23 protein-coding genes are annotated in these 22,860 nt (G+C 69.9%); 13 read left to right on the forward strand and 10 right to left on the reverse strand.

All coding sequences use genetic code 11. The features are described 5' to 3' along the window. Positions 1-79: 79 nt before the first annotated feature. From ACFVW8_RS18470 to ACFVW8_RS18490, 5 genes are read right to left on the reverse strand one after another with little or no spacing between them, the layout of a single operon-like run. A complete protein-coding gene (locus ACFVW8_RS18470; RefSeq protein ID WP_389691169.1) occupies positions 80-1,078 on the reverse strand; it encodes a glycine betaine ABC transporter substrate-binding protein in 999 nt (332 codons plus the stop codon). After that, entirely contained in the window at positions 1,078-1,956 is an 879-nt protein-coding gene (locus ACFVW8_RS18475; RefSeq protein ID WP_389691171.1) for an ABC transporter permease, read from the reverse strand. Before ACFVW8_RS18475 ends, ACFVW8_RS18470 begins: the two co-directional genes overlap by 1 nt. Then, the gene (locus ACFVW8_RS18480) at positions 1,953-3,215 is read right to left on the reverse strand and encodes a betaine/proline/choline family ABC transporter ATP-binding protein (protein WP_389691173.1); all 1,263 of its coding nucleotides are present in this window, start codon (positions 3,213-3,215) and stop codon (positions 1,953-1,955) included. Before ACFVW8_RS18480 ends, ACFVW8_RS18475 begins: the two co-directional genes overlap by 4 nt. Beyond that, entirely contained in the window at positions 3,208-3,855 is a 648-nt protein-coding gene (locus ACFVW8_RS18485) for an ABC transporter permease (RefSeq protein ID WP_389691175.1), read from the reverse strand. Before ACFVW8_RS18485 ends, ACFVW8_RS18480 begins: the two co-directional genes overlap by 8 nt. Positions 3,856-3,870: 15 nt before the next feature. Next, positions 3,871-4,344, reverse strand: coding sequence for an Lrp/AsnC family transcriptional regulator (locus tag ACFVW8_RS18490; RefSeq protein ID WP_389691177.1), 474 nt, complete (start codon positions 4,342-4,344; stop codon positions 3,871-3,873). A 134-nt stretch (positions 4,345-4,478) separates the two neighbouring features. On the opposite strand from ACFVW8_RS18490, the gene hppD reads away from it, so the two are divergent. After that, complete coding sequence (gene hppD / locus ACFVW8_RS18495; RefSeq protein WP_389691179.1) at positions 4,479-5,624, forward strand: 4-hydroxyphenylpyruvate dioxygenase; 1,146 nt, start codon at positions 4,479-4,481, stop codon at positions 5,622-5,624. A gap of 76 nt (positions 5,625-5,700) precedes the next feature. Here hppD and ACFVW8_RS18500 read toward each other — a convergent pair whose 3' ends face one another. Continuing rightward, positions 5,701-7,443, reverse strand: coding sequence for a tetratricopeptide repeat protein (locus ACFVW8_RS18500; RefSeq protein WP_389691181.1), 1,743 nt, complete (start codon positions 7,441-7,443; stop codon positions 5,701-5,703). A 97-nt stretch (positions 7,444-7,540) separates the two neighbouring features. Here ACFVW8_RS18500 and ACFVW8_RS18505 point away from each other — a divergent pair, with 97 nt between their 5' ends. After that, positions 7,541-8,908, forward strand: coding sequence for an FAD-binding oxidoreductase (locus tag ACFVW8_RS18505; protein ID WP_389691183.1), 1,368 nt, complete (start codon positions 7,541-7,543; stop codon positions 8,906-8,908). A 19-nt stretch (positions 8,909-8,927) separates the two neighbouring features. On the opposite strand, the gene ACFVW8_RS18510 is transcribed toward ACFVW8_RS18505, so the two are convergent. Beyond that, a complete protein-coding gene (locus tag ACFVW8_RS18510; protein WP_389691185.1) occupies positions 8,928-9,404 on the reverse strand; it encodes an SsgA family sporulation/cell division regulator in 477 nt (158 codons plus the stop codon). A gap of 242 nt (positions 9,405-9,646) precedes the next feature. Between ACFVW8_RS18510 and ACFVW8_RS18515 the strand changes: the two genes are divergently transcribed. Both ACFVW8_RS18515 and ACFVW8_RS18520 read left to right on the forward strand, forming a co-directional pair. Beyond that, positions 9,647-11,263 (forward strand): RDD family protein, encoded by a 1,617-nt coding sequence (locus ACFVW8_RS18515; RefSeq protein WP_389691187.1) that lies wholly within the window; start codon positions 9,647-9,649, stop codon positions 11,261-11,263. Positions 11,264-11,399: 136 nt separating this feature from the next. After that, a complete protein-coding gene (locus tag ACFVW8_RS18520; protein WP_389691189.1) occupies positions 11,400-12,062 on the forward strand; it encodes an RDD family protein in 663 nt (220 codons plus the stop codon). A gap of 71 nt (positions 12,063-12,133) precedes the next feature. Here the strand turns inward: ACFVW8_RS18520 and ACFVW8_RS18525 are convergent, their stop codons facing one another. Next, the gene (locus tag ACFVW8_RS18525) at positions 12,134-12,448 is read right to left on the reverse strand and encodes a hypothetical protein (protein ID WP_389691191.1); all 315 of its coding nucleotides are present in this window, start codon (positions 12,446-12,448) and stop codon (positions 12,134-12,136) included. Between the two features lie 369 nt (positions 12,449-12,817). Between ACFVW8_RS18525 and ACFVW8_RS18530 the strand changes: the two genes are divergently transcribed. Next, positions 12,818-15,217, forward strand: a complete 2,400-nt coding sequence (locus tag ACFVW8_RS18530; protein ID WP_389691193.1) for an immune inhibitor A domain-containing protein — start codon at positions 12,818-12,820, stop codon at positions 15,215-15,217. Positions 15,218-15,341: 124 nt separating this feature from the next. Then, positions 15,342-15,674 (forward strand): hypothetical protein, encoded by a 333-nt coding sequence (locus ACFVW8_RS18535; RefSeq protein WP_389691195.1) that lies wholly within the window; start codon positions 15,342-15,344, stop codon positions 15,672-15,674. 13 nt (positions 15,675-15,687) lie between these two features. On the opposite strand, the gene ACFVW8_RS18540 is transcribed toward ACFVW8_RS18535, so the two are convergent. Next, a complete protein-coding gene (locus tag ACFVW8_RS18540; RefSeq protein ID WP_389691197.1) occupies positions 15,688-16,272 on the reverse strand; it encodes an isochorismatase family protein in 585 nt (194 codons plus the stop codon). A gap of 227 nt (positions 16,273-16,499) precedes the next feature. After that, entirely contained in the window at positions 16,500-17,834 is a 1,335-nt protein-coding gene (locus ACFVW8_RS18545) for a nicotinate phosphoribosyltransferase (RefSeq protein WP_389691199.1), read from the reverse strand. Positions 17,835-17,945: 111 nt separating this feature from the next. On the opposite strand from ACFVW8_RS18545, the gene clpS reads away from it, so the two are divergent. From clpS to ACFVW8_RS18580, 7 genes are all read left to right on the forward strand, one after another. After that, the gene (gene clpS / locus ACFVW8_RS18550; RefSeq protein ID WP_018555894.1) at positions 17,946-18,251 is read left to right on the forward strand and encodes an ATP-dependent Clp protease adapter ClpS; all 306 of its coding nucleotides are present in this window, start codon (positions 17,946-17,948) and stop codon (positions 18,249-18,251) included. A gap of 65 nt (positions 18,252-18,316) precedes the next feature. Beyond that, positions 18,317-18,901, forward strand: coding sequence for a DUF2017 domain-containing protein (locus ACFVW8_RS18555; RefSeq protein WP_389691202.1), 585 nt, complete (start codon positions 18,317-18,319; stop codon positions 18,899-18,901). Between the two features lie 319 nt (positions 18,902-19,220). Beyond that, the gene (locus ACFVW8_RS18560) at positions 19,221-20,654 is read left to right on the forward strand and encodes an amino acid permease (RefSeq protein WP_389691204.1); all 1,434 of its coding nucleotides are present in this window, start codon (positions 19,221-19,223) and stop codon (positions 20,652-20,654) included. A gap of 112 nt (positions 20,655-20,766) precedes the next feature. After that, entirely contained in the window at positions 20,767-21,198 is a 432-nt protein-coding gene (locus ACFVW8_RS18565) for a Mov34/MPN/PAD-1 family protein (RefSeq protein ID WP_389691206.1), read from the forward strand. Between the two features lie 134 nt (positions 21,199-21,332). Then, the gene (locus tag ACFVW8_RS18570; protein ID WP_389691208.1) at positions 21,333-21,458 is read left to right on the forward strand and encodes a putative leader peptide; all 126 of its coding nucleotides are present in this window, start codon (positions 21,333-21,335) and stop codon (positions 21,456-21,458) included. 123 nt (positions 21,459-21,581) lie between these two features. Further along, positions 21,582-21,860: a MoaD/ThiS family protein gene (locus tag ACFVW8_RS18575; protein WP_266779301.1), complete on the forward strand. Its 279-nt coding sequence runs from the start codon at positions 21,582-21,584 to the stop codon at positions 21,858-21,860. Beyond that, positions 21,860-22,810, forward strand: a complete 951-nt coding sequence (locus ACFVW8_RS18580; RefSeq protein WP_389691210.1) for a PLP-dependent cysteine synthase family protein — start codon at positions 21,860-21,862, stop codon at positions 22,808-22,810. The genes ACFVW8_RS18575 and ACFVW8_RS18580 overlap by 1 nt, the downstream gene beginning before the upstream one ends. Positions 22,811-22,860 lie beyond the last annotated feature (50 nt).

The raw sequence follows: 22,860 nt of genomic DNA on the forward strand, positions 1-22,860 counted from the left end.
TTCTTTGCAGCGACTTCTTTGGAACTCGGCCGACGGCAACCCGGCCGACGGCAACTCGGCCGACGGCAACCCGGCCCGCTCAGCCCTCCTTGATGAACCCCTCCTTGACCAGCCAGTCCTTCGCCACCTCGTGCGGGTCCTCCCCCTCGACGTCCACCTTGGCGTTCAGCACCTGCGCGACCTCCGTGGTCAGCCGGGCGCTGAGCGGGTCGAGGAGGGCCGCGATCACGGGGTACTTCTCGAAGGTCGCGGCGTGGATGACGGGCGCCGCGTTGTAGTTGGGGAAGAAGTGCTTGTTGTCGTCCAGCACATCGAGGTTCATCGCCTTGATCCGGCCGTCGGTGGTGAACACCTCGCCCAGCAGGCAGGAGTTGGACTTCGACACCTGGGTGTAGACGATCCCCGCGTCCATCTTCTTGATGTTGGAGGCCGGGAGCGACATTCCGTACGCCTTCTCCATGCCCGGCAGCCCGTCGTTGCGGGAGGCGAACTCGTTCTCCACGCAGACGGTCACCGCCGAGGGGTTCTTCTTCGCCAGTGCGGCGACGTCGGAGAGCGTCTTGAGGTGGTACTTCGCGTTGTTCTTCTTGCTGATCGCCAGCGCGTAGGTGTTGTTGAGGGTGGACTGCGGCAGCCAGACCACCCCGTTCTTACGGTCCGCGTCGCGCACCGCCTGCCACTGCTTCAGCGGGTCGACGATCGGCTTCGAGTGGCCCAGATACGTGATCCAGGCGGTGCCCGTGTACTCGTACATCGCATCGGCGTCGCCCTGGCGGATCGCCTCGCGCGCGCTGATCGACCCGGGCAGGTTCGTCCGGTCCAGCACCTCCGCGCCGGCGGCCTTGAAGATCAGGCCGATCATCTGGCCCAGGATGATGTTCTCGCTGAAGTTCTTCGAGGTGACGGTCAGCGAGGCGCCGTCCAGCGGCTCGCCCTTGCCCACGGACCCCGGCCGCACGTCGTCGACCATCGGCGAACCGCTCTTCAGGCCGCATCCGGAGAGCAGCAGCGCCAGCGCCGCCGCCCCCGCCAGACCGGCCCGCACCCCGCGCCTCGTACGCCTGTTCACCGGGCGCATCACCCCACCTCCAGTCCGCGCGGCGTCAGGGCCACCTCGACCAGCGAAGCCAGCCAGTCCACCAGCAGCGCCAGCACCACCGTCAGTACGGAACCGAGCACCAGCACCGGCATCCGCTGGGTCTGGATGCCCGAGGTGATCAGGTCCCCCAGCCCGCCGCCGCCCCCGAACGTCGCCAGGGTCGCCGTGCCCACGTTGAGCACCAGCGCGGTCCGCACCCCGGCCAGGATCAGCGGTACCGCGAGCGGCAGTTCGACCTTGGTGAGCGTCCCCGTCGCCGACATCCCGATGCCGCGCGAGGCCTCCACCAGGGTCGGCTCGATCGCCTTCAGGCCGGCGACCGTATTGGAGAGCACCGGCAGCACCGCGTAGATCACCATGCCCGTGATCGCCGTCGACGGCCCGATGCCCAGCCAGATCACCAGCAGCGCCAGCAGGCCGATCGCCGGGGTCGCCTGCCCGATGTTGGCGATCGCCGTGACCACCGGGGCGCCCTTGCGCAGCCGCCGCCGGGTCAGCGCGATGCCCAGCGGAATGGCGATGATGAGCACCCAGAAGGTCGAGATGGCCGTCAGCCTGACGTGCTGCCACCACCTGACCTGGACCGTGTCGCCCGCGAGCGAGTTCTCCGCGATCGGATCGAGGTGGATGTTGTTGATCCACACGTAGGTGACGATCAGCACCACCGCGAGCGCCGCCGGCACCGTCACCAGCTTGCGCCAGGTGATCCGGCGCGCCGGCCGGGCCTGCGCGGGGGGCGGTTCCTCCTCCTCGTCACGGAAGACATGGCCCTTGACGTCGTGCTCGCCCGGCGGGCGGTCACGGTCGGATGCCGGGACCCGTCCGGTGGGACCGGGGGACCGGGAGCTGGGCGTCATACGTCCGCACCGCCCTCCAGCTCCTGAACGGTCTGGTGGGAGCGCAGCTCCTCCAGGTCGTGCTGGTGCTCGATGGCGGTGAGCCGGTCGGCCTCCAGGAGCTCCTGGACGGAGTTCATCAGGGTGTGCATGTCGACCACCCCGATGAACTCGCCACGCCGCCCGGTCACCGCGACCCGCCCGCCGCTGTCGATCAGCACCGCCTCCAGCGCGTCGTGCAGTGTCGCGTCTCTGGTCACCGTGTCGTGCACCAGCTGCCCGGCCCGCGCCAGCGAACCGCGCGCCCGCATCAGGTCACCACGCCGCAGCCACTTGTAGGGGCGGTTCCTGCGGTCCAGCATCAGCAGCTCGTTGTGCGAGCCGCTGCGCAGCTTGTTGAAGATCGACTGGAGCGGGTCGTCGACCGTCACCGTGGGGAACTCGGCGATCTCCACGTCCCGTACCCGGGTGAGGTTGAGCCGCTTCAGCGCCGCACCGGCCCCGACGAAACCGGAGACGAAGTCGTCCGTCGGGTTGGTGAGGATGGCCTCCGGGGTATCGAACTGCGCGATGTGGGAGCGCTCGCGCAGCACGGCGATCCGGTCGCCCAGCTTGATCGCCTCGTCGAAGTCATGGGTGACGAAGACGATCGTCTTGTGCAGTTCGTGCTGGAGCCGGATCAGCTCGTCCTGGAGGTGGTCGCGGGTGATCGGGTCGACCGCGCCGAACGGCTCGTCCATCAGCAGCACCGGCGGATCGGCGGCCAGCGCCCGGGCCACGCCCACCCGCTGCTGCTGGCCGCCGGACAGGGCGCGCGGGTAGCGGCCGTGGTACTCGCGCGGGTCGAGGCCGACCAGGTCGAGCATCTCCTCCACCCGGTCCTTCACCTTCGACTTCGACCAGCCGATCATCTTCGGTACGAGGGCGATGTTCTCGGCGACCGTCATGTGCGGGAAGAGCCCGGACGACTGGATCGCGTAACCGATCTTCCGGCGCAGCTTCACCGGGTCCATGTCGGTGACGTCCTCGTCGCCGATCCGGATCCGGCCGGACGTCGGCTCGATCAGCCGGTTGATCATCTTCAGTGTGGTCGACTTCCCGCAGCCGGACGGGCCGACGAGGATCACGGTCTCGCCCGCCTTGATGTCCATCGAGACGTTGTCCACGGCCGGGTTGGGATTGCCCGGATAGAGCTTCGTCAGGTTCTCCAGCTGGATGGTGGCGCCGGAGGTGGCGTTGACCTGCGGTGCCGGATCGGTCTCGGCGGCGGTCTCAGACACGGATCCCCCTCGGGATGGTGAGCCGCCCCAGCAGCACGTACGCGGCGTCGAAGAGCAGGGCGAGGATGACGATGCCGAGCGTGCCGGCGAGCACCTGATTGATCGCGTTGGCACTGCCCAGCGAGGCGATGCCGCGGAAGATCTCGTTGCCGAGGCCCGGCCCGGAGGCGTACGCGGCGATGGCGGCGATGCCCATCAGCATCTGGGTGGCCACCCGGATGCCGGTGAGGATCGGCGGCCAGGCGAGCGGGAGTTCCACCTTGAGGAGCCGGGCGACCCGCGACATCCCGATGCCCTTGGCCGCGTCCACGAGCGCCGGGTCGACGCCGCGCAGTCCGACGATGGAGTTACGGACGATGGGCAGCAGCCCGTACAGCGTCAGGGTGATCACGGTCGGTGCCACACCGAGGCCGACCAGCGGGATCAGCAGACCGATCGCGGCGAGGGACGGAATGGTCAGGACGGTCGCCGTCGAGGTGATCGCCAGCGAGCCGCCCCAGCCGCTGCGGTAGCTGACGACACCGATCAGAACGCCCAGCAGCGTCGCGATGACCATGCACTGGAAGACTGCGCTGACGTGCTGGAACGCGTCGGTCAGCAGCTGTTGGTGCCGGTTGCTCAGATACTCCCAGAAGCTCACACGGCACTCCTCGGCTCAGTCGGTGTCCTGCGCCGCCTGTTCGACGAGCGGAATGATGCGCAGGGGTACGGGGTTCTCCATGACGATGGCCGTGGAGGCCCGGACAATGCCATCAAATCCGACAACCCGGTCGATCACCCGCTGAAGATCGGCGTTGGAACGGGCCACGAGGCGGCAGAACATGTCGCCCTGCCCGGTCGTGGTGTGCAGCTCCAGCACCTCCGGTACGGAGCTCAAATGCGTGCGCACGTCGACGCCTTGGCCCTGCTTGATCTCCAGCGTCGCGAACGCCGTGACGGGATAGCCGAGCGCCGCCGGATCCACGTCCGGGCCGAATCCGCGGATGACGCCATTCGACTGAAGCCGGTCGAGCCGCGCCTGCACCGTCCCGCGTGCCACGCCGAGCCGGCGCGATGCCTCCAGCACGCCGATCCGGGGCTCGCGCGCCAGGAGCACGATGAGCCGCCCGTCCAGATGATCGATCGCCACGGTCCGCCTCCGGGAGGGCACAGGGATGGTCACGATGTACAGATAGTCCGGCCATCATGGCCATCCGCTGGGCAGAATGCCCAGCGAATACGCGAACTGTTGCGCACCTTGCGAAGCGGCGGGAACCTTCGGACATGACTGAGACGATGCACAGCACCCCCGACACCTCCCGGCAGGCCGATCCCTTCCCGGTCAAGGGCATGGACGCGGTCGTCTTCGCGGTCGGCAACGCCAAGCAGGCCGCGCACTACTACTCGACCGCGTTCGGCATGAAGCTGGTCGCCTACTCCGGACCGGAGAACGGCAGCCGCGAGACGGCCAGTTACGTACTGACCACCGGCTCCGCCCGCTTCGTCTTCACCTCCGTCATCAAGCCGGCCACGGACCACGGCCGCTTCCTCGCCGAGCACGTGGCCGAGCACGGCGACGGTGTCGTCGACCTGGCCATCGAGGTCCCCGACGCCCGCGCCGCGTACGCCTACGCGGTCGGGCACGGCGCTCTCGGCCTGACCGAGCCGCACGAGGTGAAGGACGAGCACGGCACGGTCGTCCTGGCCGCCATCGCCACGTACGGCAAGACCCGGCACACCCTCGTCGAGCGCGGCGGCTACGACGGCCCCTACCTCCCCGGCTACGCAGCGGCCGCCCCCATCGTCGAGCCGCCCGCCAAGCGCACCTTCCAGGCCATCGACCACTGCGTCGGCAACGTCGAGCTCGGCCGGATGAACGAGTGGGTCGGCTTCTACAACAAGGTCATGGGCTTCACCAACATGAAGGAGTTCGTGGGCGACGACATCGCCACCGAGTACTCCGCACTCATGTCCAAGGTGGTGGCCGACGGCACGCTCAAGGTCAAGTTCCCGATCAACGAGCCGGCCGTCGCCAAGAAGAAGTCCCAGATCGACGAGTACCTGGAGTTCTACGGCGGCGCCGGCGTCCAGCACATCGCGCTCGCCACCAACGACATCGTCGCCTCCGTGAAGGCGATGCGCGCGGCCGGTGTCCAGTTCCTCGACACCCCGGACTCCTACTACGACACGCTCGGCGAGTGGGCGGGCGAGACCCGGGTGCCCGTGGAGACCCTGCGCGAGCTGAAGATCCTGGTCGACCGCGACGAGGACGGCTACCTGCTGCAGATCTTCACCAAGCCGGTCCAGGACCGGCCCACCGTGTTCTTCGAGATGATCGAGCGGCACGGCTCGATGGGCTTCGGAAAGGGCAACTTCAAGGCCCTGTTCGAGGCGATCGAGCGCGAGCAGGAGCGGCGCGGCAACCTCTGATCCCAGGCGCGCCCCGGTCGGGGCGCGGGCGACCACCACGGGCGGGCCGGATTCCGGCCCGCCCGTCGGCGTCGCGTCAGTGGCCGGCAGCCGGCGAGTGCTTGGCGGACGGCTTCGCCGGGGTGTGCGGGGCGCTGCCGGCACCCCCCGCGGCGGACTTCCGCGGAGCAGGCTCCGCCTTCTGCCCCTGCGGCCCCGCCGCGGCAGCCGGAGCCTGCCCGGAACCCCCGGCGGGCGCCGCAGGCTCCACCGGATCGGGCTCGGGCGCGGGGGGCTGCGCGGGGTCGGGCGCCGGCGGCGGGGCCGGCTGCATGTCCTGCGGGCCACCCGCAGGCGGCGTCCCCAGGGTGTCCAGCGCCTCCTGCGCCAGGGGTGCGTCCAGCGGCGAGAACTTCGGGTTCGTACGCAGCGCCTCCTCCAGATGGCGGCGGGCCGGACCGAAGTCGTTCAACGCCCGCTGGACCATACCCAGGTGGTACGCGTACGACGCGTTCTGGCCGCCCGAGTCGACCGCCTTCTGCGCGTACTCCAGAGCCGAGGCCGAATCGCCCGAGCGGTGCAGTGCCCAGCCCAGCGCGTCGGACACGGCCGCGCTGTGGTGCCCGCGGTCCCACTCCGACTGCAATTGCTCCACCGCGGCGTTCGCATCCCCGTGCGCCGCCTCGAACCGGCCGAGGAGCAGCGCGTCGTCCACCCCCTGGCTCCCGGCACCGGCCAGCGCCTTGCGCAGCCGCGCGTACTGGTTGACGGAGTCGCCGTCCAGACCGAGCGACTCGTACAACTCGCCCAGTTCCAGCAGGTATTCGGGGCGGGGGGACTTGGCGATGGCCGCCTGGTAGTCCCGCAGCGCCTCGTCGGTGCGGCCGAGGGCCGCCAGCGCACGCGCCCGTCCCGCGAGGGACGGGTGATGGGCGCCGTCGGTGCGCAGCGCGGCCCCGTACTGGGCCACGGCCTCCTCCGGCTCGCCCCGCTCCCAGGCCAGCTCGCCCAGCCGGGACAGACAGGCCGCCTTCTCCGCGGGCGTCCCCGCCCGGCCGGCCGCGTCCTGCGCGGTGGCGAGCGCGTCCTCGCGCCAGCCGCGGTCCCGGTACATCTCCGCCGTCCGGCCCAGCGACGGGACGCCCGACCGCAGCGCCGCGTATTTCTCCACCGCCGTGGTCGCCGACTTGAGGTCGCCGAGGCCGTTGTACGCGTCGATCAGCTCCGGGTACACCGCCCACTGCTTCGGCTGCCGGGACCGTACCGTCTCGCCCCACTTCTTCGCCGTGGTGAAGTCGTGCCTGGCGTTGGCGAGCGAGGCGAGACCCACCCAGGCCGCCTCGTTCCCCCGGTCGCCCGGCTGCACGTTCAGCGACCGTTTCAGCGCCTGCTCGGCCCGGGTGTAGTACGCCGCGTCCGCGGCGCGCCGGCCCCACTCCACGTACGCCGACCCCAGCACCGCCCACGACTGCGCGTCCGAGGGGTGGGTGCCCACCCACTTCTGCCGGTCCCCGATGAGCGCCGTCAGATCGGAGAGCGAGGCGGGGGAGCCGGCCGTCGTGGCCGTCATCGCCCGGGACACAGGACCGGGGAGCGGTGGCGCGGCGTCCTTGTCCTCGTCGGGCACGGCGACCACCGCACCCGTCACCAGCACCGCACCCGCCACCGCGCCGAACGCGGCCCGGCGCAGGGTCGTGCGCATCGAGGCGGGCGGCGGCTCGGCCAGAGACACGGGGTCCGGCGGCAAGGGGGGAGGGGATTCACAGGGCGGGGCGTACGCGGTGTCGGGGGAGTGGTCCGACCCGGGGGCCGCCGGGGGCTGCTGCGGAGTGACGTCCATGCCGATCACTCTGCGTCAGTACGAAGATCGCACCGCGTCTTATGAAGGCTGCCGCATACGGGTTCACACCAATGGGCCCGGGTGCCAGTCTTGGATCATGGACGATCTTCTCGAACTACTGCGTGCGGGGCTGCCGGCCGAGTCCCTGATCACCGATCCGGACATCACCGCCTCCTACGCCAACGACATGGCGAGCTTCTGCGAGGCGGGCACCCCGGCCGTGGTCGCCCTCCCACGCACCGTCGAGCAGGTCCAGCACATCATGCGCACCGCCACCGCGCTGCGCGTCCCGGTCGTCCCCCAGGGAGCCCGCACGGGCCTGTCGGGCGCCGCCAACGCCTCCGACGGCTGCATCGTGCTCTCCCTGGTCAGGATGGACCGGATCCTGGAGATCAGCCCCGTCGACCGGATCGCCGTGGTGGAGCCGGGCGTCATCAACGCGGTGCTGTCCCGGGCGGTCAACGAGCACGGGCTGTACTACCCGCCGGACCCCTCCAGCTGGGAGATGTGCACCATCGGCGGCAACATCGGCACCGCGTCCGGCGGGCTGTGCTGCGTGAAGTACGGGGTCACCGCCGAATACGTCCTCGGCCTCGACGTCGTCCTCGCGGACGGACGCCTCCTCAGCACCGGCCGCCGCACCGCGAAGGGCGTCGCCGGATACGACCTCACCCGGCTCCTCGTCGGCTCCGAGGGCAGCCTCGGGATCGTCGTCAAGGCCGTGCTCGCGCTCAAGCCGCAGCCGCCCCGGCAGCTCGCCCTGGCCGCCGAGTTCCCCAGCGCGGCGAGCGCCTGCGACGCGGTCTGCCGGATCATGGAGCGGGGGCACACCCCGTCACTCCTCGAACTGATGGACCGTACAACAGTCCGTGCCGTCAACAAGATGGCGAACATGGGCCTCCCCGACTCCACCGAGGCGCTCCTGCTCGCCGCCTTCGACACTCCCGACCCCGCGGCCGATCTGGCCGCCGTCGCCGAGCTCTGCACGGCCGCCGGCGCCACCGAGGTCGTCCCCGCCGACGACGAGGCCGAGTCCGAAATGCTGCTCCAGGCCCGGCGGATGTCGCTCACCGCCCTGGAGACCGTCAAGTCCGCCACGATGATCGACGACGTGTGCGTCCCGCGCTCCAGGCTCGGCGCCATGCTGGAGGGCACCGCGGCCGTCGCAGAGAAGTACGACCTCACCATCGGCGTGTGCGCCCACGCGGGCGACGGCAACACCCACCCCGTCGTCTGCTTCGACCACACCGACGCCGACGAGTCCCGGCGGGCCCGCGAGTCCTTCGACGAGATCATGGCGCTCGGCCTCGAACTCGGCGGCACGATCACGGGCGAACACGGCGTGGGCGTACTCAAGAAGGAGTGGCTCGCCCGGGAACTCGGCGAGGTGAGCGTCGAACTGCACCGGGGGATCAAGCAGGCCTTCGACCCGCTGGGGCTGCTCAACCCGGGCAAGGTGTTCTGACCGCGCCCCCGCGGGCATCTCAACTCTCCCCGTCCTGCGACTCGTCCGACGGCCAGGGGTCGCTCATCCACAGGTCGTCGGCCGGCAGCGGCGCCAGCAGCTCGGCGAGGCCCTCGTCGATGCCGAGCCGCCCGCTCTCCGTACCGGGCGGAACCACCACCAGCGTCCGCTCCACCCAGGTGGCCACCGCGACCGACGGCACCTCCAGCAGGGCGTTGCCGTCGGGCGAGGTCAGCGCCACACAGATGACGCTGCGGCGGTCGACCTTGGTCGGCCAGATCCGCACGTCCCCGTGCCCGCACGGCCGGAACACGCCCTCCACCAGCAGATCGCGGGCGAACGTCCAGTAGACGGGGGCGTCCGAGCCGATGTGGAAGGTGATGTGCACGGCGTACGGGTCCTGGGTGCGATACGTCAGCCGGGCGGGCACGGGGATGCTGCGCTCGGGCGACAGGACCAGCTTGAGCTCCAGCTCGCGTTCCACGACGGTGTCCATGAGGCGTCCTTTCCAGGCCTGTGAGCCGGTCCCACGACCGGCCTGCACAGGGAGAGAGCGCCCTGCCCGCCATCCATTACGCGACTTCGGGAAAAAATTTCGGGGTGACCGGAAAGTGTCCCAAACACCCGGACGGGCCCGGGGGTACGCGGGCGTCTGATAGATGTGGACCCTTGTATGAGGACCGGCTCCCCCCAACTGCCGGCCGGTCCAAAGCCTCGAAGAGATACGGGACCACGGTGATGAGCGCCCCAACCCCGGCACCCGGTGACGAAAGCCCCCGCGAGGGGTACTACCCCGACCCGTCCATTCCCGGATACGTCCGGTACTGGAACGGCGCTTCGTGGGTGCCGGGCACCAGCAGGCCCGCCCCGCAGGGGGGCGAGGCGATGCCCGCGGCACCCACCGCGGAGGCGGCAGGACCGCAGCAGCCCGGCCCCGCCCCGGTGGACGAGACAGGTCCGCTCTTCTTCGACGAGGAGCCGCTCGACGACGCCGGCCGGCCCGAACCGTCGACCGCCTGGCAGGCCGATGTCTCCCGGCAGAACGGCTTCGGCGGCGAGCGCGACCGCCGGGTCTCCTGGGGCGGCACCGGACAGCCCCCGCAGCAGGGCGGACAGCCGGAGCCCGGCCCCGGTCCGCGTACGCCCGCGAGCGGTGCCCCGGCGGCCGACACGCCCGACCGCTCCCCGGCCGTCCGTTCCTCCGGCGACCGTTCCCCGGCCGTCCGCACCCCCGCAGCCGATACCCCGGCCGACCGCACGCCGGCCGACCCCCGCAGCCCCGTGCGGCCGGAGCCCGCAGACGGCGCGCTGCCGGGCATGCGGGACGGCGGCGACGGAGCCGAGAACACCGTCGCCATCCGGGTCGCCCGCCCCGGCCGCCCCGGCGGCGGCGACCGGGACACCGGGCACCCGCCCGCCGACGGCACGGTCGCGATCCGCGCCCTGGGCCCGGGCCGCACGCCGCCGGCCCCGCGCGACGCGGAACAGCCGCCCGCCGACGGGACGATGACGATCCGCGCGATCGGCCCCGGCGCCGCTGCGGCCTCCCCCCGATCCTCCGGGCCCGCCGCACCGGCCTCCCCCCGGCCCTCCACGCCCGCTCCGGGGCCCGCGCGGCAGGATCCGGCCGCCCAGGACCCGGCCCGGCTCAACAGCCCGCCGGCGCCCGGCCCCGGCGCCGCCTCCTGGGCCCAGCAGGGCCCGCAGCAGGCCGGGCCCGAGCAGACCGCCCTGCCGCGGGCGCCCGCGCAGCAGCGGCCCGCCTTCCCTCAGCAGTCCCAGGCAGCTCAGCAATCCCAGCCGGACCAGCCCGTCGTGCCCTGGAAGCCCCCGGTCGACGACCACTTCCAGCAACTCGCCGCCGCCCGGACGTCGGCCCGGCCGGCCGCGCTCGGCAAGCGGTTCGCCGCCCGGCTCATCGACACCGTCGTCCTGTCCGCACTGGTCGGCGCCGTCGCCGTACCCCTCGCGACACAGGCCGCGGACCACATCGACGAGAAGATCGACGCGGCCAAGGTGTCCGGCGAGACGGTCACCGTCTGGCTGCTGGACTCCACCACGGCCGGACTGGCCGCCGCGGTCCTCGGCGCCTTCCTGGTGCTCGGCGTCCTCCTGGAGGCGCTGCCGACCGCGAAGTGGGGCCGTACGCTCGGCAAGAAGCTCTGCGGGCTCGACGTACAGGACATCGAATCCCGCGAGGCGCCCACCTTCGGCGCCGCGCTGCGCCGCTGGCTGGTCTACGGCGTGCTGGGTGTCCTGGTGATCGGGGTCGTCAACGTGCTGTGGTGCCTGATCGACAAGCCGTGGCGCCAGTGCTGGCACGACAAGGCGGCCCGCACCTTCGTGGCCGGCTGAGCGGGCCCCTGCCCCCGGGTCGGGAACGGACCCGCACGGCTGACGGCTCATCGGGTGAGGGCCGTCGGACGGTTTCCGTTCCCCCGAACGCACCTGAGCCGTTGCGGGGGCCTGTGCGGCGGGGTGCACTGCCCCCATGAGCAACGATCAGCCGACGTCCGGTCAGCCGCCCGAGGACGACCCGTTCCTCAAGAAGCCGCACGAGCCCCAGCCGCCGTCATCGGGTTCGCCCTACGACAGCGCGCCGCCACCTCCGCCGTACGATCCCGGCCCCTACGGCGGAGGTGGGTTCGGAGGCGCGGATCCGCTCGCGGGCATGCCACCGCTCGCCGAGCCCGGCAAGCGCATCCTGGCCCGGCTGATCGACTTCCTGATCATCTCGATCCCGCTGTACCTCATCTCGCTGCCCTGGGGCGGCGCGGTGGAGGTGTCGAACAACGACAACGGAAACGACGACGTGGGCGACATCTTCGCCCAGACGTACAGCGGCCATCAGCTGCTCTGGTCGCTGATCGGCCTGGTGATCTACGTCGGCTACGACACGTACTTCACGCACAAGGACGGCCGGACCCTCGGCAAGCGGCTGCTGAAGCTGCGGGTCGCGATGCTCAACGACGGCAGTGTGCCGGACACCGGGAGCTCGTTCCTGCGGGCCGTGGTGCTGTGGCTCCCGGCGCTGCTGTGCTGCCCGTGCCTGTGGTGGCTGATCAACATCGTGCTGATGTTCACGGACAAGCCGTACCGGCAGGGGCTGCAGGACAAGGCGGCCAAGACGGTGGTGGTGACCACCAACACCTGAGGGCTGTCCGGTGGATCAGGGGCGGATCGGCCCGGGAGGGCGTGTCGGCACTCTCCCGGCCCGGTCGGCTGTCAGCGCCGCAGCGAGTGCTCGCGTGCGGCCGGGATCCTGCGCTGTACGTGATCGAGGGAGCGGCCCTCGGGTCCGGCGGCGGGGCGGGTGCCCCGGTGTGCGGGCACCGTGGCTCCCGTCGTCGCTCCTGCCGTCCGCCGGCGCGCCGGGGCGGGCACGGTGACGGCCACCAGCAGGCCGAGCGCGAGCGCGACCGTACCGATCACGGCGATGCCGAGGTCCGAACTGGTGCGGGACAGCAGCAGCATGGCGAGGGTCGAGAAGACGACGGTGACCGAACCGTAGGAGAGCTGTGCAGCTGTAGGACGCGGCATGGCGTTATCCGTCCTCGGGACGTCGGATGGGCGGTCTCTCAACACGGTCGCACTGTCAAGCGACTCTACGACGGTGGATGCCCTGGCGGAACGTGTAGTAAGCATGACCTAACCCACAGTGCCGGAGCACGGGGGGCGCACGGAGTCATTCTCTGTTCCAATTGAGGGCTTCGGCGCGCCGGTTGGCCGCGGAGCACTCGTCCGGATAACGGAAATGTCCTCCTGCATAGTGCACTTGGTCTGTTCAAGTCAAGGTCTGTCTTTTCTCACGTAACTCCGGTCGAATGTCGTCACTTGTGACGCGTTTCCGCGCGCGGCCCCTTCACACTCCCAGGCCGCAGCCGCGGGCGCCGGGGAGGACTGCATCACGTGATCATTAAGAGACGGGCGCTTCGCACCGGAGCGGTTGTCGTGGCCATGGCCGCGACCGCCGCAACCGCATCCGCCTTCGCCACCGCTCAGGCTGATGACAAGGCGTCAGGAACCGCCGCCACCAGCATCGACCGCCGGGACCCGGGGTCGGCCGAGGGCGACGCGCACAACCTGGAGGGCCCGTTCAGCAAGCAGCAGGACGCTCAGCGTCAGGCCGCCCTGGAACAGGTCATATCCGGCGACAAGAAGGTGTCCGCGCGCAGCGGCTCCAACGTCGTCAAGCTCGACACCAACAAGTACGTCGAGCTCGGCCGGGAGAAGACCGACAAGATCTTCACCATCCTGGTGGAGTTCGGCGACAAGGTCGACAACACGACCACGTACGACCCGGACGGCGACGGCCCCAAGCCGCCCGTCCCGAAGTACGGCGGCACGCCCGGACCGGCGCACAACAAGATAGCCGAGCCGGACCCCAAGAAGGACAACAGCACCGCCTGGCAGGCCGATTACAACCAGGCCCACTTCCAGGACCTGTACTTCGGTGAGGGTGCCGGCAAGGACTCGCTCAAGACCTACTACGAGAAGACGTCCTCCGGGCGCTACTCGGTCGACGGCGAGGTCTCCGACTGGGTCAAGGTCCCGTACAACGAGGCGCGTTACGGCTCGAACTACTGCGGTTCGACCAACTGCTCCAACGCCTGGGACATGATCAAGGACGGCGTGACCGCCTGGGCCGCCGACCAGAAGGCCAAGGGCCGTACGCCCGAGCAGATCAAGACCGATCTCGCCCAGTACGACCAGTGGGACCGTTACGACTACGACAACGACGGCGACTTCAACGAGCCGGACGGCTACATCGACCACTTCCAGGTCGTGCACGCCGGTGAGGACGAGTCGGCCGGCGGCGGCGTCGAGGGCACCAACGCCATCTGGGCGCACCGCTGGTACGCCTACGGCACGGACGCCGGCGCGACCGGCCCGGCCGAGAACAAGGCCGGCGGCACCCAGATCGGTGACACCGGCGTCTGGGTCGGCGACTACACCGCACAGCCCGAGAACGGCGGCCTGGGCGTCTTCGCCCACGAGTACGGCCACGACCTCGGTCTGCCGGACCTCTACGACACCACCAACACCGCCGAGAACTCGGTCGGTTTCTGGTCCCTGATGTCGGCCGGCTCCTGGCTCGGCACCGGTAAGAACAGCATCGGTGACCTGCCCGGCGACATGACCGCCTGGGACAAGCTCCAGCTGGGCTGGCTCAACTACGGCGAGGCCAAGGCCGCGACGAAGTCCACCCACAAGCTGGGCGTGTCCGAGTACAACACCAAGGACAAACAGGCGCTCGTCGTCACGCTGCCCGACAAGGCCGTCACCACCTCTGTCACGGAGCCCGCGGAGGGCGCCAAGCAGTGGTGGAGCGACATGGGTGACAACCTCAGCAACACCCTGTCCCGCCCGGTCGACCTGACCGGCAAGTCCAAGGCCTCCCTCGACCTCGCCGGCTGGTGGGACATCGAGGCGGACTACGACTACCTCTACACCGAGGTGTCCGAGAACGGCGGAACCAGCTGGACCGCGATCGACGGCACCGCCGACGGCAAGGCGATCCCGCGCGACGCCAGTGACAAGCCGGCCCTGACCGACGTCTCCGGCAAGTACCAGAAGCTCTCGTACTCGCTGGACGCCTACGCGGGCAAGAAGATCGACATCCGCTTCCGCTACGCCACCGACGGCGGCGCGGGCGGCGTGGGCTTCGCGGCCGACACCATCGCGGTCAACGCGGACGGTGCCGCGCTCTTCACGGACAACGCCGAGGGCGACGACAACGGCTGGACCGCGAAGGGCTTCTCGCGGGTCGGCAAGTCGTTCACCAAGGACTACCCGCAGTACTACCTCGCGGAGAACCGCCAGTACGTCAGCTACGACCAGACCCTCAAGGTCGGCCCGTACAACTTCGGCTTCTCCAACACCCGTCCGGACTGGGTCGAGCACTTCCCGTACCAGAACGGTCTGCTCATCTGGCTCTGGGACACCTCCCAGAAGGACAACAACGTCTCGGTCCACCCGGGCCAGGGCCTGATCCTGCCGGTCGACGCGCACGCCAAGCCGCTGAAGTGGTCGGACGGCACGGTCATCCGCAACAAGATCCAGCCCTTCGACGCCCCGTTCAGCTGGTACCCCACCGACGGCTTCACGCTGCACAACGGTGACGTGGCCACGAAGATCAAGCCGCAGCTCGGCGTGCCGGCCTTCGACGACCACAAGGGAACCTACTGGTACAAGGAGAACAAGACCGGAAGCGTTCAGGTCGCTGACACCAACACCAAGATCTCGATCATCAGCGAGCCGCTCAGCGGCGACACGATGACCGTCCAGGTTGGTGCCTCGAAGAAGTAATCCGTTATCACCGCAGGTCACAGCATGATCGGCCGTCGCCCTCTAGCGGGCGGCGGCCGATCGTGTTTAGGTGCCTCTTGTTCCGTTTCTTATTGACACCACGTCTTACGGGGGAGCTCGGAGTATGGCCGGCGGAGGATTCAGCAAGTTGCCGAACGGCAGCGTGGTCGTCGCGATCACCCTGTCGAGTCCGGCGCAGAGCGTGGGACCGGACACCCCGGTACGCGTACTCGTGCACGCGGTGAACCGGGCCCGCGCACTGACCCGGCTGCGCAATCTGGGACTGCGCGCCGTCTACCTCCGAGGCAACGCCGAACCGCCCACCCCGGACGAGATCACCGCCGTCCTGCACCACCCGGACGGCCTGCTCTGGCGCGCGAGACCCGAGCGGGCGCAGGAGCTCTGGCACCCGATCCAGGCGCTCCTGAGGCCCGCCCTGCCGGCCCGGCAGAGCTGACCGCTCCGACGGCTCAGACCACCGGCTTGCCGGTGAGCACCACGCCCGCGCCCCGGAGCTCCGTCAGCGCCCGGTCCGTCGTCGCCTCGGAGACGCCCGCGGTCAGATCGAGCAGGACATGCGTGGCGAAGCCCTCACGGACCGCGTCCAGCGCGGTGGCCCGGACGCAGTGGTCGGTCGCGATGCCGACCACGTCGACCGCGTCGACCCCGCGGTCGCGCAGCCACTCGGCCAGCGTCACACCGTTCTCGTCCAGGCCCTCGAAGCCGCTGTACGCGGCGGCGTAGGCACCTTTGTCGAAGACCGTGTCGATGGCGCCGGAGGCGACCGCGGGCGCGAAATTGGGGTGGAAGCCCACCCCCTCCGTCCCGGCCACGCAGTGCGCCGGCCAGGAGTGCTCGAAGTCCGGCGCCTGCGAGAAGTGGTCGCCGGGGTCGATGTGATGATCACGGGTGGCCACCACGTGCCGGTAGCCCGGCTGGGCGTCACCGATCAGATCGGTGATGGCGGCGGCGACATCCGCGCCCCCCGTCACCGCGAGGCTGCCGCCCTCACAGAAGTCGTTCTGAACGTCCACGACGATCAAGGCGCGGTGCATGGCGGGTGTCCTTAGGTGGGGGAGAGGGAGGAGAGGCGGTTACGGGGGTGACACCGAGCCTAGAGACTCGGCCACCCCTTAGGGAGAGGCGCGGCCATATCAAGCGCGTCGGGCAAAACCAAGCCCGTCCGGCACATCGAGCCCATCGGGCCAACCAAGCCCGTCCGGCGCTTGAGGACAAAGCGGCCACCGGGCGCCCCCGGCACCTCGCACCGCACCTCGCCCCCTCACACGTACAACGTGGGCAGCACCGGCTCACCCCGCGACAACTGCATCGCGGACATCGGCAGCCCCGCCCGCGCCGCGATATGCCGCTCACGCGCCGCATCCAGCGGCTCCCGCGCGGCCGCGACCACCTCACCGTCCCGGACCAGCTCGACCAGCAGCTGCCGGTCGGCCAGCTCCGGCGGCACGGGACCGGTCCCGATCACCTCGGCCTCGGCCACCCCGTCCTCGTCCAGCGGGCGCGCCGCCCACTTGCGGCCACCGATCGAGGTCTTCGCGCCCAGCGACTTCTTCGCCACCGGCCGCAGCGGGTCCGCCGGATCGGCGGAGCCGGCTCGGGCGACCAGCTTGTAGACCATCGAGCAGGTCGGCTGCCCGCTGCCGGTCACCAGCTGGGTGCCCACCCCGTACGCGTCCACCGGCGCGGCGGCCAGCGAGGCGATGGCGTACTCGTCCAGGTCCGAGGTCACCACGATCTTCGTACCCGTCGCACCCAGCTCGTCCAGCTGCTGGCGCACCCGGTGTGCGACCAGCAGCAGGTCGCCGGAGTCGATCCGTACCGCCCCGAGCTCCGTCCCGGCGACCTCGACCGCGGTACGGACCGCTGCCGTGACGTCGTACGTGTCGACCAGCAGCGTCGTGTCGCGCCCCAGTGAGTCGACCTGGGCCCGGAACGCGTCGCGCTCGGAGTCGTGCAGCAGGGTGAAGGCGTGGGCGCTCGTCCCGACGGTCGGGATGTTGTAGCGGAAGCCCGCGGCGAGGTCGGATGTGGTGTCGAAGCCGCCGATGTACGCGGCGCGGGCCGAGGCCACCGCCGACAGCTCATGGGTGCGTCGTGCACCCATCTCGATCAGCCCGCGGCCGCCCGCCGCCGCCGACATCCGTGAGGCGGCGGCGGCGATGGCCGAGTCGTGGTTGAGGATCGAAAGGATCACCGTCTCCAGCAGCACGCATTCGGCGAAGGAGCCCTCGACGCGCAGGATCGGCGAGCCGGGGAAGTACACCTCGCCCTCCGGGTAGCCCCAGATGTCCCCGCTGAAGCGGTAATCGGCCAGATAGGCGAGCGTCGGCCCGTCGACGACGTTCTGGTCGCGCAGGAAGGTGAGCATCTCGTCGTCGAAGTGGAAGTTCTCGACGGCGTCCAGAACCCGCCCGATGCCCGCGACGACGCCGTAGCGCCGCCCCTCGGGCAGCCGGCGGGTGAACGCCTCGAAGACCGAGCGCCGGTCGGCGGTGCCGGCCTTCAGCGCGGCCTGCACCATCGTGAGCTCGTACTGGTCGGTGAAGAGCGCTGTCGAGGGCACACCGACCCGTCGCCCAAGGTCCGCAGAGTTCATGCCGGGGATGCTACCCCTATTTCGTCAAAGTGACGAGATGGGGGTGCCGGGCCCGCCACGATGCCGGGGCCGTTTGTGCGATGACCCCTCCCGGGTGGCAGCATGGGGTAGGTGAGCGTCGCCCCCGTAGAGATCGAACGTCCCGAATCGGCCGAGGAGAACCTCGTTGTCCCCGAGCCCGACGTCCCCTGGGTGACGCTGGTCCACAACGACCCGGTCAACCTCATGAGCTATGTGACCTATGTCTTCCAGGCCTATTTCGGCTATTCCAAGGACAAGGCGCACAAGCTGATGCTCGACGTCCATCAGAAGGGGCGCGCCGTCGTCTCCAGCGGCAGCCGCGAGGAGATGGAACGCGACGTCCAGGCCATGCACGGCTACGGGCTGTGGGCCACACTCACCCAGGACCGCAACTAGCGGCTCGCCGCAGCGGCACCCGCACCGCACCGACGTCCCCGCCCGACCACCATCGGAGTCAACCCATGGCCGGCCACTTCGAGGCCACCCCCGGCGGCGGCGCGGCCGTCGCGCTCGACGAGGTGGAGATCGCGATCCTGCGCTCCCTCGCCGTCCAGCTGCTGGAGCTCATCGGCCCCGGCGACGAACCCGCCGAGGGCGAGGACCCGCTCGCCGCGCTCTTCACCGAAGGCCCCAGCGAGCCGCCCAGCGACCCGGCCGTGGCGCGGCTCTTCCCGGAGGCCTACGGCGACGAGGACAGCGAACTGCGAGCCGCGTCCGCCGAGTTCCGCCGCTTCACCGAGAACGACCTGCGCACCCGCAAGCGCGACGACGCCCTGGTCGTCGTCCGTACTCTCGACGCGCTCACGCCCGCCGACGACAGCGGCGCCGTACTCGGGCTCACCGCCGACGAGTGCCGCAGCTGGCTGGGCTCCCTCAACGACCTGAGGCTGACCATCGGCACCCGGCTGGAGGTCTCCGACGAGGACGGCGGCGAGGACGGCTCGCTCTACCGGCTGCCCGACAGTGATCCGCGCAAGCCCATGGTCATGGCCTATCTCTGGCTCGGCGCACTCCAGGAAACGCTTGTCGAGACCCTGATGCCGTAACCCGGCGCATACGCGCCACCGCATCGTGTTCGCTCAACGGACGCTCAAATCCAAATAACGATCACGTCACCTGATCGGCCTTCTTTGCAGTGAGCTGGACCCCGTTGTCCGCTTTTTCCTGTGGTGTGCGCCACATAATGTCCGGTGGATCACCGAGGTGCCCGTGATAAATCTTCACGACCACTCGGGGGACGCCACCCCTGTTTCCCGAGGGCGCTAAGAACCGGCAACAGCCGGTGGCACTCCATCCATATCCGGGGGGATCAGGACCTGATCCGCAGCCGCAAGGCTCGGATCGGCGTGGAGAAAGGCGCACCACATGACATCGGCAAAGGTCGACCAGGGACAGGAGGACCCGCAGGCCGCGGCCGCGGGCACCACCTCTGCCGAGGGCTACCAGCGCGCCCTCGGCGCACGCCAGATCCAGATGATCGCGATCGGCGGCGCCATCGGCACCGGCCTCTTCCTCGGTGCCGGCAAGGCCATCGCCAAGGCCGGACCCAGCCTCATCCTCGCCTATGCCATCGCGGGCCTGGTGATCTTCTTCATCATGCGGGCGCTCGGCGAACTCCTCATGTACCGCCCGGTCACGGGCTCCTTCTCGGAGTACGCCCGCGAATTCATCGGGCCCTTCGCCGGATTCGTCACCGGCTGGACCTACTGGCTTTTCTGGGTGGTCACCGGAATCACCGAAGTCACCGCAGCGGCCCAGTACATGACGTTCTGGTTCGACATTCCGCAATGGGTGTCCGCACTGATCTTCACGATCATTCTGTACGGCGTGAACCTGATCTCCGTGAAGCTCTTCGGCGAGCTCGAATTCTGGTTCTCCATGGTCAAGGTCACCGCCATCATCGGCATGATCCTCATCTGCGCCGGAATCCTCACCCTCGGCTTCTCCGACGCCGGTGACACCGCGACCGTCACCCACCTCTGGGCCGACGGCGGATTCTTCCCGCACGGCATCAAGGGCACCCTGATGACCCTGCAGATCGTGATGTTCGCCTTCCTCGCCGTCGAACTCGTCGGCGTCACCGCGGGCGAGTCCAAGGACCCGAAGACCGTCCTGCCCAAGGCCATCAACACCGTGCCGTGGCGCATCGCCGTCTTCTACGTCGGCGCGCTCATCATGATCCTCTCGGTGGTCCCCTGGACCGAGTTCTCACCGGGCGTCTCCCCGTTCGTCGAGGCCTTCGAGAAGATGGGCCTCGGCCTCGGCGCGGGCATCGTCAACTTCGTCGTCCTGACCGCGGCACTCTCCTCCTGCAACTCCGGCATGTACTCCACCGGCCGCATGCTGCGCGACCTCGCGCTCAACGGACAGGGCCCGAAGTTCTTCACCCGGCTGACCAGGAGCGGCACCCCGCTCGTCGGCACCACCGTCTCGGCCGCCCTCATGCTCGTCGGCGTCTGGATCAACTACCAGTGGCCCGGCGACGCCTTCACCTACGTCGTCTCCTTCGCCACCATCTCCGGCATGTGGGCCTGGATCATGATCCTGATCAGCCAGATCCGCTACCGCCGGCTGGCCGACCGCGGAGTCCTCCCGCAGTCCGCCTTCCGGGCCCCCGGAGCCCCGTACACCAGCGTCTTCGCCCTCGCCTTCCTCGGCCTGGTCATCGTCATGATGGGCATCGACAAGGACACCAGGATCTCGCTGTACTGCGCACCCCTGTGGGCCCTGATCCTCGGCGTCTCGTACCTGGTCCTCAAGGCCCGCAACCCCGGGAACAAGGCCTTCGCCGGCCGCTGAACCCACTGGCGCATCCCCCGGACGGTCAGCCGCCCCAAGGGCCGCGTCCACGATACGGGCCGCCGTGTACCACTCCTCGGTACGCGGCGGCCCGCCGTCCTATCCTGGCGCCATGCTGACCATCACCCAGGCGCTGTACGACCAGATCGTCGCGCACTCCCGCGCCGACCACCCCGACGAGGCGTGCGGCGTGGTCGCCGGGCCGGCCGGAACCGGCCGCGCCGAACGCTTCATCCCCATGCTCAACGCGGCCCGCTCACCCACGTTCTACGAATTCGACTCGGCCGACCTCCTCAAGCTCTACCGCGACATGGACGACCGCGACGAGGAACCCGTGATCGTCTACCACTCGCACACGGCGACCGAGGCCTACCCCTCCCGTACCGACGTCACCTATGCCAACGAACCAGGCGCCCACTACGTCCTCGTATCGACCGCCGACGCCGACGGGGAGGGACCCTTCCAGTTCCGCTCGTACCGCATCGTGGACGGAGAGATCACCGAGGAGGACGTCGAGGTCGTCGACGCTTACACCGCCGTCTGACCGCGGCCGCCGGTACCCCGCGCACCGGCCGGACAGGGCCGCCGACCGCGGCCCTGTCCGCCTGTCGAACACCAATCGTCCATCAGGTGAGATCCCCTTCCGATTCCCGGGCCGGGAATCGATACGATGACCGCATGGTTCTCCATGACGTGAGCGACAAGACGCCGGGCATGCTGCTCGTGGCGCGCCTGCACGTCGACCTGTGCCGGCTCTCCAGCGCGATCTGTACGAACCACCGGGCCGCCGGCCGCGAGGCCTGAGCCCGGCCGAGGCCCGGCGCCGCCCGTCCGGGCCCCACCCACACACGCCCCACCCCTGCGCGGGGGCAGAGCCGCGCGCCCCACGCCCACCGCCACCACTCCGCTTCGACAGGAGCCCACGCCATGGCCATCGAGGTCCGCATCCCGACCATCCTCCGCACCTACACCGACGGCGCCAAGGCCGTCGAGGGCAACGGGGACACCCTCGCCGACCTCTTCACGGACCTGGAGAGCCGCCACACCGGCATCCGTGAGCGCATCGTCGACGGCGACCAGCTCCGCCGCTTCGTGAACGTCTACCTGAACGACGAGGACGTCCGCTTCCTCGACGGCATCTCCACCAAGCTCAGCGACGGCGACAACATCACCATCCTCCCGGCCGTCGCCGGTGGCATGAACTGATGCGCTACGACAGCCCGCTCGCCGCAGTGGGCAACACCCCGCTCGTCCGCCTGCCGCGGCTGTCACCGTCGGACGACGTCCGCATCTGGGCCAAGCTGGAGGACCGCAACCCCACCGGCTCGATCAAGGACCGCCCCGCACTCCACATGGTCGAGCAGGCCGAGAAGGACGGCCGGCTCACCCCCGGCTGCACCATCCTCGAACCCACCAGCGGCAACACCGGCATCTCGCTCGCCATGGCGGCCAAGCTCAAGGGCTACCGCATCGTCTGCGTCATGCCCGAGAACACCTCGCAGGAACGGCGCGACCTGCTCGCCATGTGGGGCGCCGAGATCATCTCCTCCCCGGCGGCGGGCGGCTCCAACACCGCCGTCCGCGTCGCCAAGGAACTGTCGGCGGAGCACCCGGACTGGGTGATGCTCTACCAGTACGGCAACCCCGACAACGCGGGCGCCCACTACGCCACCACCGGCCCGGAGATCCTCACCGACCTCCCGTCGATCACCCACTTCGTGGCGGGCCTCGGCACCACCGGCACGCTCATGGGCGTGGGCCGCTACCTGCGCGAGAACGTCGAAGGCATCAGGATCGTCGCCGCGGAACCGCGCTACGACGACCTGGTCTACGGCCTGCGCAACCTCGACGAGGGCTTCGTCCCCGAGCTCTACGACGCCTCGGTCCTCACCACCCGCTTCTCCGTCGGCTCGGCCGACGCCGTCACCCGCACCCGCGAACTCCTCCAGCAGGAGGGCATCTTCGCGGGCGTCTCCACCGGGGCCGCGCTGCACGCCGCGATCGGCGTGGGCAACAAGGCGGTCAAGGCCGGCGAGCGGGCCGACATCGTCTTCGTCGTCGCCGACGGCGGCTGGAAGTACCTGTCGACGGGGGTCTACACCGCGCCCACGACGGAGGCGGCGATCGAAACGCTGCAGGGCCAGCTCTGGGCATAGCCGCCCGCGCATTGCCTCCCCGGACGCCGGGGGCCAGGACCCGTACCCTG

Source organism: Streptomyces sp. NPDC058221 (assembly GCF_042882365.1).
Taxonomy (GTDB): domain Bacteria; phylum Actinomycetota; class Actinomycetes; order Streptomycetales; family Streptomycetaceae; genus Streptomyces.

Coding starts and splice junctions, on each gene's coding strand:
- ACFVW8_RS18470 (WP_389691169.1), bottom strand. CDS start 1,078: ATGCGCCCGGTGAACAGGCGTACGAGGCGCGGGGTGCGGGCCGGTCTG.
- ACFVW8_RS18475 (WP_389691171.1), bottom strand. CDS start 1,956: ATGACGCCCAGCTCCCGGTCCCCCGGTCCCACCGGACGGGTCCCGGCA.
- hppD (WP_389691179.1), top strand. CDS start 4,479: ATGACTGAGACGATGCACAGCACCCCCGACACCTCCCGGCAGGCCGAT.
- ACFVW8_RS18500 (WP_389691181.1), bottom strand. CDS start 7,443: ATGGACGTCACTCCGCAGCAGCCCCCGGCGGCCCCCGGGTCGGACCAC.
- ACFVW8_RS18505 (WP_389691183.1), top strand. CDS start 7,541: ATGGACGATCTTCTCGAACTACTGCGTGCGGGGCTGCCGGCCGAGTCC.
- ACFVW8_RS18510 (WP_389691185.1), bottom strand. CDS start 9,404: ATGGACACCGTCGTGGAACGCGAGCTGGAGCTCAAGCTGGTCCTGTCG.
- ACFVW8_RS18515 (WP_389691187.1), top strand. CDS start 9,647: ATGAGCGCCCCAACCCCGGCACCCGGTGACGAAAGCCCCCGCGAGGGG.
- ACFVW8_RS18520 (WP_389691189.1), top strand. CDS start 11,400: ATGAGCAACGATCAGCCGACGTCCGGTCAGCCGCCCGAGGACGACCCG.
- ACFVW8_RS18525 (WP_389691191.1), bottom strand. CDS start 12,448: ATGCCGCGTCCTACAGCTGCACAGCTCTCCTACGGTTCGGTCACCGTC.
- ACFVW8_RS18535 (WP_389691195.1), top strand. CDS start 15,342: ATGGCCGGCGGAGGATTCAGCAAGTTGCCGAACGGCAGCGTGGTCGTC.
- ACFVW8_RS18540 (WP_389691197.1), bottom strand. CDS start 16,272: ATGCACCGCGCCTTGATCGTCGTGGACGTTCAGAACGACTTCTGTGAG.
- ACFVW8_RS18545 (WP_389691199.1), bottom strand. CDS start 17,834: ATGAACTCTGCGGACCTTGGGCGACGGGTCGGTGTGCCCTCGACAGCG.
- ACFVW8_RS18555 (WP_389691202.1), top strand. CDS start 18,317: ATGGCCGGCCACTTCGAGGCCACCCCCGGCGGCGGCGCGGCCGTCGCG.
- ACFVW8_RS18560 (WP_389691204.1), top strand. CDS start 19,221: ATGACATCGGCAAAGGTCGACCAGGGACAGGAGGACCCGCAGGCCGCG.
- ACFVW8_RS18565 (WP_389691206.1), top strand. CDS start 20,767: ATGCTGACCATCACCCAGGCGCTGTACGACCAGATCGTCGCGCACTCC.
- ACFVW8_RS18570 (WP_389691208.1), top strand. CDS start 21,333: ATGGTTCTCCATGACGTGAGCGACAAGACGCCGGGCATGCTGCTCGTG.
- ACFVW8_RS18575 (WP_266779301.1), top strand. CDS start 21,582: ATGGCCATCGAGGTCCGCATCCCGACCATCCTCCGCACCTACACCGAC.
- ACFVW8_RS18580 (WP_389691210.1), top strand. CDS start 21,860: ATGCGCTACGACAGCCCGCTCGCCGCAGTGGGCAACACCCCGCTCGTC.